At 34.4% G+C, this 2,234-nt stretch carries 1 protein-coding gene and 1 pseudogene; both read left to right on the top strand.

All coding sequences use genetic code 11. The annotated features are described in order from the left end of the window. On the top strand, positions 1 to 1,306 hold a 1,306-nt coding region (locus DMB71_RS22210; RefSeq protein WP_204251751.1), incomplete at its 5' end, for a tail fiber domain-containing protein. Positions 1,307 to 1,577: 271 nt separating this feature from the next. Further along, positions 1,578 to 2,234: pseudogene (locus DMB71_RS00185) on the top strand (hypothetical protein); the annotation flags it as partial.

Genomic DNA, 2,234 nt, shown 5'->3' with positions numbered 1-2,234 from the left:
CGGAGCAACAGGCCCACAAGGGCTTCAAGGTCTGAAAGGAGATACCGGAGCAACAGGCCCACAAGGACTTCAGGGACTGAAAGGAGATACTGGAGCGACAGGCCCACAAGGGCTTCAGGGACTGAAAGGAGCTACCGGAGCGACAGGAGCTAATGGTTCTGATGCAACAGTTACAAAAGCTAGTTTACTTGCAACAAGTCCACTTACTGTATCAGGTTCAGGTAAAGTTGTAGACAGTAATTTGACTATTGGAATTACTACAAAAACATTAACAACAACAACACCTGCAACAGTCTTAAAAGTTGTTAATGGAACTGGTGCAACGTTAACTGATGTACAAGTTAATATGGTGCCTGCGGTTACAAAACCTGCATATTTATATACTGATCCTGCTGGAACTATCGCATGGTCACCAGATATGCCATGGGTATTAGGAGGGAATGATGGAAATGATGGTTTAACAGCTGAGAAAAATTTTGGTACTAAAGTTAATTTTGATTTGCCTTTTATTACCAATAATAAAGAAAGAATGCGTTTGGATACAGGTGGTAGATTAGGTATAGGTACTAGTAATCCTAAATATGGTATTCATCTTGTTAATAATTCAACGGATGATTTAATGGATGATCTAAAATTAGCAACTTATTCAAGCGGAACTAATTCTCCTTCATTCTCGTTCTTACATTCACTAGGAACAGAAGCTACTCCGATTGTACTTACAAGTGGGCTGGCAATGGGAGCATTCAATTTTCAAGCGCAAACAACAACAACTGGTATTCAGTCACTTTCTAGCGTCACGGCATATTATCAAGGAGGATCTGGTACAGCAGCAAAAAGTAATCTAGAGTTTAAAACTAGTAATACCTTAAGTTTAGAAATTGCTTCAAATGGAGATTTGCTTCCAGGTGTTGATGCGAGTGGAGTAACAACAGGAGTGTTAAATTTAGGAAATATTAATCAGAGATGGAGAACATTATATTGTGCAAATGCAGTAAATGTAGTGTCGGATATTCGTTTAAAACAAAATATTACACCATTGAAATATGGATTATCAGAAGTTTTGAAGATAAATCCAATTTCTTATACGCTAAAAAATGATCAAACTAATAAAGTACAATTAGGTTTTTCAGCACAGCAATTGCAAACTCTAATTCCAGAAGTGGTTGAAGAAGGGAAAGATGAGAATAAAACTCTTGGAGTGTATTATTCTGAAATGATTCCTGTTTTAATTAATGCAATAAAAGAACAACAAGCAGAAATTGAGCAATTAAAATCACTTGTTAAGGAATTAAAAGATAAGAAATAATCTTTACTTCAAAATTTAAAAATCCGATTATTTATAATCGGATTTTTTTGTTTATGGCTTAGTTTTAAAAATAAAAGTTTAAAATATTAGTAAAATTAATATTAATAAAAAAATGTCCTAAAATGTAATAATATAAACTTCTATAGGCAAGAAAAAAGCTATCATAACAGAATCTTTGTAGGGTCAAAATTGAACTTTGGATGAAGATATGTTTGTAAATCAAGAGCATATAATTATCATTAATTTAATAACCCTTTAAAGATTAAATCTTATGAAGAATAGATTACTTCCTTTACTTTTTGTCTTAGGTAGTTACTCGGTTTACTCTCAAGTAGTAGTAGGAAAAAAAGAAGTAACAACACCTTCTGCCCAGTTAGAAGTTTACGCTGCAGACAAAGGTATTTTAATTCCTAGAATTCCCTTAACAAGTTCGACAGATATTATAACAGTTCCTGGTGTTGTAGAAAGTATGTTGGTTTTTAATACATCGAATTCGTTAGATATCAAGCCAGGATACTATTACTGGTATGATAATAAATGGAATAGAATGATTATTTCAGGAGATACCTCAGGTGGAAATGGCAATGTAATTTTTAACCCAACAACCAATCAGTTTACCTATATAGATGCATCTGGAAGTACGAGGGTTATCAATATTAGTGAACTTATAAAAGCAAGCGAAACGGTAACGACTTTAGTAAAAGATACTGCAAATAACGGCAAGTATGTTTACACAAGTGAAAATGGTACAAAAACGACTATTGATGTAGTTGGCGATGTTATTACTAATGCTTCATCAATTTTTAGCAATACAGCTGTTACTAATATAATTAATGGACTGCCTGGCCTTAAGGGAGACACAGGAGCGGACGGAAAATCAGCGTTTGAAATCTGGAAAGAGCTTCCCGGCAACGACGGAAAGGACATG

It is taken from the genome of Flavobacterium tistrianum (assembly GCF_003254545.1).
Taxonomy (GTDB): domain Bacteria; phylum Bacteroidota; class Bacteroidia; order Flavobacteriales; family Flavobacteriaceae; genus Flavobacterium; species Flavobacterium tistrianum.
The sequence above is the reverse complement of the archived record's forward strand: the minus strand, read 5'-3'. Positions and strand labels throughout refer to the sequence as shown.